This window comes from Pseudoalteromonas sp. BSi20429 (assembly GCF_000238895.1).
GTDB classification, from domain to species: Bacteria; Pseudomonadota; Gammaproteobacteria; order Enterobacterales; family Alteromonadaceae; genus Pseudoalteromonas; species Pseudoalteromonas arctica.
On sequence record NZ_BADV01000075.1, the window covers coordinates 130864 to 137091 of the forward strand.

5 protein-coding genes are annotated in these 6228 nt (G+C 38.0%); 2 read left to right on the forward strand and 3 right to left on the reverse strand.

All coding sequences use genetic code 11. The features are described 5' to 3' along the window. Positions 1-72: 72 nt before the first annotated feature. On the reverse strand, positions 73-741 hold the full coding sequence (locus tag P20429_RS05020; RefSeq protein ID WP_007585308.1) for a DUF2987 domain-containing protein: 669 nt from the start codon (positions 739-741) through the stop codon (positions 73-75). Further along, positions 734-1540 carry a glucosaminidase domain-containing protein gene (locus tag P20429_RS05015; RefSeq protein ID WP_007585309.1) on the reverse strand — a complete coding sequence of 269 codons (807 nt, stop codon included), beginning with the start codon at positions 1538-1540 and terminating at the stop codon, positions 734-736. Before P20429_RS05015 ends, P20429_RS05020 begins: the two co-directional genes overlap by 8 nt. Before the next feature lie 247 nt (positions 1541-1787). On the opposite strand from P20429_RS05015, the gene P20429_RS05010 reads away from it, so the two are divergent. Continuing rightward, on the forward strand, positions 1788-3080 hold the full coding sequence (locus P20429_RS05010; RefSeq protein ID WP_007585310.1) for an anti-phage deoxyguanosine triphosphatase: 1293 nt from the start codon (positions 1788-1790) through the stop codon (positions 3078-3080). A gap of 253 nt (positions 3081-3333) precedes the next feature. Here the strand turns inward: P20429_RS05010 and P20429_RS05005 are convergent, their stop codons facing one another. Then, complete coding sequence (locus P20429_RS05005; RefSeq protein ID WP_007585311.1) at positions 3334-5490, reverse strand: prolyl oligopeptidase family protein; 2157 nt, start codon at positions 5488-5490, stop codon at positions 3334-3336. Positions 5491-5654: 164 nt separating this feature from the next. Here P20429_RS05005 and P20429_RS05000 point away from each other — a divergent pair, with 164 nt between their 5' ends. After that, positions 5655-5969, forward strand: coding sequence for a DUF962 domain-containing protein (locus P20429_RS05000; RefSeq protein WP_002959779.1), 315 nt, complete (start codon positions 5655-5657; stop codon positions 5967-5969). Positions 5970-6228 lie beyond the last annotated feature (259 nt).

The window sequence follows — 6228 nt, forward strand, 5'->3', positions numbered from 1 at the left end:
AAACCAAAGACTAAAAACGAGTACTGATTTTGGTACAAAAAAAGCGGCTAAATGCCGCTTTTTGTATGTGAGCTACTTAACAATCCAAGGCGTTACTTTAATAACGTTCGATATATCGCCAAGCACTGCGCTATCATCTTCCCAGCTATCTTCAACTGCAAAATAACACACTGACTTTTCACACGTTATATTTTCATCATCAAATTGCATTGGGCTTTTAAATGTAACTGCTACGCCCTTTTGCTCTGGTAATAAAAACCACATTAATTTACTTACAAAAAAGCCCGACAAATCAGTTAATAGCTCATCAAGTTCTTCGTTAATGGTATATAACGACTGCTTTGAAAATGCTAAACCTTCAAGTTCGTTTGCTTCTATTTGTAGCTTTAATTGGCAATCGTGTACAGGATTGAGCGGCTCTACTACAATGACCGCTTTATCGGTATCAAGCTGCTTATCGAACGGCAATAGTAATTGTGCTTTATCGGTAAAGTTAAGTGGATACTCGTTTCTTTCGGTTAAAATAGTACCGCTTTTAATCGCACATGTTTCATTAGTACCAATATCACTAATGTAAAAGTTAACTCGCGCATATTGAAAATCGCCTTTGTTAACAATTTTTAAGCGGTCGTAAAAACCGTCATACGACATCACAAATTCTCTCGCATTTACATTAAACGCACTAATGCTCAGCAGTACTAACACAATAGCGTTGGTACAATTAAAAATGTATTTATTCATCAAAGTAGGCTCTATTTTGGCTAATCATCGTGTTTAACTCTTCTATATACGCTTCACCGCGCTCAGAGTAAGACATTAAACCATGTGTAAGTTCAGTCGCTAAAATTGGTTTTTGCTCAAGACGTAAGTTTTCACGTATTGCGCGCAAATCTTTATAAGCAGGATGCGTATTTATGTTTTTAAAATAAGAGTTTATAGCAGCTCTTACTGATTTAAACGCAGCAACTTCGTGCGCAGCCCCGGTATTACGGCGTTTTGGCACCATGCCACAACCTTTTGTGTAACACCACTGACCAAAAAAGTTAAGGCCAATACGTGCAAAACGCGAAGTGCCCCATGCAGATTCGTTTGCAGCTTGCATAAGCGCTAATTCTTTAGGAATTATATCAACACGGCGTAGTGCTTGCGTAAGTATTAGCGTATCAACTGTGGTCGGTAAGTCATACGACTTTAAAATTTTAGCAATATCTTTGTTTTGCTTTTTTTCTAAAGGTAATTCGTTTTGTAACATCATGCGTGCTATTTCGAGCTTAGCGCGTTGCTGTAATATTTTTTTATTCTCGGCTTCAACGTGCGGACGAATAAAGCTAAAAAATGCATGTTTTTTTTCTTTAACATCACTAAATTCTGAAAACTTTGGAAGTTTTACATTATGTAATGGTTTTTCTTTTTTCTTCACTTTTTTTGGTTGTTCTGACGTTTGCTCGTCTAAATCAACATCATCATTTTGTATAAACGGATATGCAAGCGCCCATACAAAAAACACGGTTAGTAAAAGCTTAAAAATCGTTTTTAACATGTATTCTCTCTATCAAACTTAGTTATGCATGGTTAATACACAAGCATACGAAGGCGCATTATACCTAAGCCACTTTATAAACGCGAATAACTGGGGTTTGATGACCTTTTACGGTTGAATTTTCAGCAGTGTATTTGAATTTTAGATAAAACAGAGCCTATGTAGTGCATTTGTTCATTCGCAATTTATAAGTCCATGGGTATACTGGGCAAAGTTTAATAATATTAACTATGTGTGAGTAAGCAGTATGGATAAACAATGGCAAAGCCGAATAATAGAGCAATATAAACATCGTCCTAACGATAACCGCTCGCCGTGGCAGGTCGATCGTTCGCGTATTATTCATGCAGCTGCATTTAGGCGTTTGCAAGCTAAAACCCAAATTATGGGCATTGGCCTAAACGACTTTTACCGCACTCGCCTTACCCACTCTTTAGAAGTATCGCAAATTGGTACTGGCATATTGCGCCACTTAAAAGCGCAACATAGCGACTTTACGCACTTTCCATCAACCGGACTGCTAGAAACACTGTGTTTGGCGCACGATATTGGCCATCCACCTTTTGGCCATGGTGGTGAAATAGCGCTAAATTACATGATGCGCGATCACGGTGGTTTTGAAGGTAACGCACAAACACTGCGCATAGTTGCAAAACTTGAGCCCTACAGTAATGGGCACGGGATGAACCTAACTCGTCGTACTTTATTAGGTTTTATAAAATACCCCGCGTTTATTAATACGCTTTGGCATACCATTCCCGACGATACAACCGGTCGTGCATTTATAAAAGCAGATGATTGGCGACCTGCCAAAGGGTTGTACAACGACGATGCAGCTATATTCAATTGGATAGTAGAACCACTGAGTCAAAACGATAAAACGTTGCTGGGTAACCATGCCGCTATTGATAAGTACCGCGCTAAAACAACATATAAATCGCTCGACAGCGCCATAATGGAGCATGCCGACGATATAGCATACGCGGTACACGACTTAGAAGATGCCATTGCAACACATGTACTTACGTTAGACGATTGGCAAACTCATGCTCTACCTCACTTAAAAGCACTAAACTTTGACTGGTTAAACACCATGCTTGAGTCGCTTACCCAGCGTTTGTTTTCAAAAAATGATTATGAGCGAAAAGATGCCATAGGTGAGCTGGTTAATACCTTTATTATTCATATACATTTAGATATTCAAAACGATGACTTTGAATGCCCTATTTTAAAGTACACCGCTAAATTAGATGCCCAATACGACAATGTATTGCAAATATTTAAGCATTTTGTGTTTCAACGTTTAATACGTGACCCCGAAATGCAGCAAATAGAGTTCAAAGGTCAAAACTTACTAATAGAGTTATTTACCGCGTTTGCTAGCGATCCGCTGCGTTTATTACCCGAAACAACACAAGCACAATACATAGAAGCACAAAAGCAAAACCAAGGTATGCGTATAATTTGCGATTACTTAAGCGGAATGACCGACGAGTACGCTTATAAAACGTATCAACGATTGTTTTCACCTATGCAATAATACCAACCTGCATAAATCTTTGATCAATTTAACGAATTAAATTGCACTATAACGTCGTTAAAAATTTTTTATTTAGAACAACTAGATACAAAAATTTTTGCCTAGTTCTAGCGTAATTTTCTTAACGTTAAATAGACCCCATATATAAGCAGATTGGTATAACTAACTAGCAAACATTAAAAAGGCCGAGTAAATTTAATTTACTCGGCCTTTTTGCTCAGCTATTAAAGTTAGCTATTTTGTTAAAGCGCTTTTATAACGACTCTACGCCCATGTTATATAGCGTAAAACCAAATATATCAGCGTACTGCTCAATTGTTTTACTCGTTGGAGTACCTGCACCATGCCCCGCATTGGTTTCTATGCGAATAAGCGTTGGGTTATTACCCGTTTGCTTTGCTTGAAGCTCAGCGGCAAACTTAAACGAATGCGAAGGGACAACGCGGTCATCATGATCGCCGGTTGTAATCATAGTCGCTGGATACTCAACACCTGCTTTTACATTATGAAGTGGTGAATAACCTTTAATGTATTCAAACATTTCTTTGCTTTGCTCACTGGTACCGTAGTCGTATGCCCAACCAGCACCCGCAGTAAATGTATGGTAGCGCAGCATATCAAGTACACCTACAGCAGGTAGTGCCACCTGAAATAAGTCAGGGCGCTGCGTCATCACTGCACCAACTAACAAGCCACCGTTAGATCCACCGCGAAGCGCTAAACGCTTTTTAGACGTGTACTTTTTATCTTTTAAGTACTCAGCTGCCGCAATAAAGTCGTCAAACACATTTTGCTTTTGCAATTTAGTGCCGGCATTGTGCCAGTCTTTACCGTACTCACCACCACCGCGAATATTAGCAACGGCGTACACACCACCTTGCTCAAGCCATACTGCATTAACGGGGCTAAAGCTTGGCGTTAAACTAATATTAAAACCACCGTAACCGTATAAAATAGTAGGGTTTGAACCATCAAGCTTAATGCCTGTTTTATAGGTAATTACCATCGGTATTTTAGTGCCGTCTTTTGATGTGTAAAACACTTGCTCAGACGTGTAATCATCACTATTAAAATCAATAGCCGACTTACGATAAACACCCGATTCACCCGTAGTTACATCAAACGTATAAGTAGTACCTGGTGTTTTGTAGTTAGTGAACGAATAATAAAGCGTTGTTTGATCTTTTTTACCGCCAAAACCACGTGCAGTACCCACGCCTGGTAATGTAATTTCGCGAATTAGATCGCCTTTTTTGTTGTACTGTTTTACCTGCGAAATCGCATCAACCATGTAGTTAGCAAAAAAGGTATCGCCACCTTTTGTAAGGTTTAGTACGTTTTTGGTTTCAGGAATTAAATCAACCCAATTTTCAGGGCTTGGGTTACTTGCATCAACCGTCACTACTTTCTTGTTTGGTGCATTAAGGTTAGTAACTAAAAACAGCTTGCTGCCTTCGTTATCAATAACCGATGTATCTGAATCAGTATTTCCAACAACCGTTACAAACTCACTGTTTTCTTTTGTTAAATCTTTTATAAACAGCTTATTGCCTGAAGTAGACGTACTAGCTGAAATAAGTAAGTAGTGGCCGTCATGGGTTACATCAGCACCTACATAGCGATGTTTTTGCTCATCAGTTTCACCAAATACAACACGGTCAGCAGACTGAGCAGTACCTAGCTTATGGTAATACGCTTTATGCTGATCTGTTTTAGCCGAAAGCTCACTGCCTTTAGGTTTTTCGTAACTTGAATAATAAAAACCTTCGTTGCCTAACCAATCAATGCCACTAAATTTAACGTCAACAAGCGCTTCTTCAACTTGCTCTTTAGTATGTGCATCAATAACTATAATTTTGCGCCAATCGCTACCACCTTCAGATATTTGATACGCGAGTAATGACCCATCTTTTGAAAACGATAAACCCGACATAGACGTCGTACCATCTTCACTAAACTTGTTTGGATCTAAAAATACTTCAACGTCGCCGCCATCTTTACTGCGATATAAAACATATTGATTTTGCAGACCATCGTTTTTATAAAAATAGGTGTAATCGCCTTCAGTAAAAGGAGCGCCTACTTTTTCGTAATTCATTAGTTTTTCAAGGCGCTGTTTTAACTTATCGCGATAAGGAATTTGTTCTAAATAAGAAAACGTTAAATTGTTTTGCGTTTTAACCCAATCGGCAGTTTCTCTGCTCATATCATCTTCAAGCCAACGATATGGGTCACTAACGGTTTCTTCAAAGTAAGTGTCAACCACATCGCCTTTTTTTGTTTCTGGGTATATAACTGCGTTAACTTGCTTCATAGGTGCTTTTACTTCTTCTTGAGTTACCGTATTAGTTGGCTCTGAACAGCCGCTAAGCGCTACAATTACAGCACACGCTAGAGTATGTTTAAACATCCTGAGTTCCATTCTTATTTATTAATAGTGCGCCTAAGTTATTAACTTTTAGCCCTTTTGTCTATTTAGATGCGTTAAGCGCCATTTATCGCTGTAAACAAATGTAAACTTACGCTTTAATAGCACGACCCTCATTAAAATAAAAAACAATAAAAGAGCACACTATGCAAAGTACAAACCCCACGTTTAAAAGCTTTAAAGCTTTCTATCCTTATTATTTAAAAGAGCACCGCAACGTGACTTGCCGCCGCTTACATTTTATAGGAAGCACCCTCGTTCTTGCTGTAATCGCAATAGCATTATTAAAACAACACTACAGTTTATTGTGGCTATTACCTGTTATTGGATATGGGTTTGCGTGGGTCGGACATTTCTTTTTTGAAAAAAACCGCCCTGCTACTTTTAAACACCCTTTTTACAGTTTATGGGGAGATTGGGTAATGTTTAAAGATATGCTTGTTGGAAAAATTAAATTTTAACACTTATTTTTAGCACTTCTTTTTTTATACCAATTACTTATAAAAACAAAATTGCTTCATGCTTTAAAGTATAGGTTCTAATAAGTAGTACATAATTTATAATACACCCATTAAATGTTAATTTAGTTAACATCTAATGGGTTTATTTGTATTTTAAATTTTAAAAAGTATTTATAGCTCAACAGTTTTTTATTGCCAGCCCAATAAAAACGGCTCCTACCCATAATTAATTCAACCCATCAACCTCATCTTACCAGTT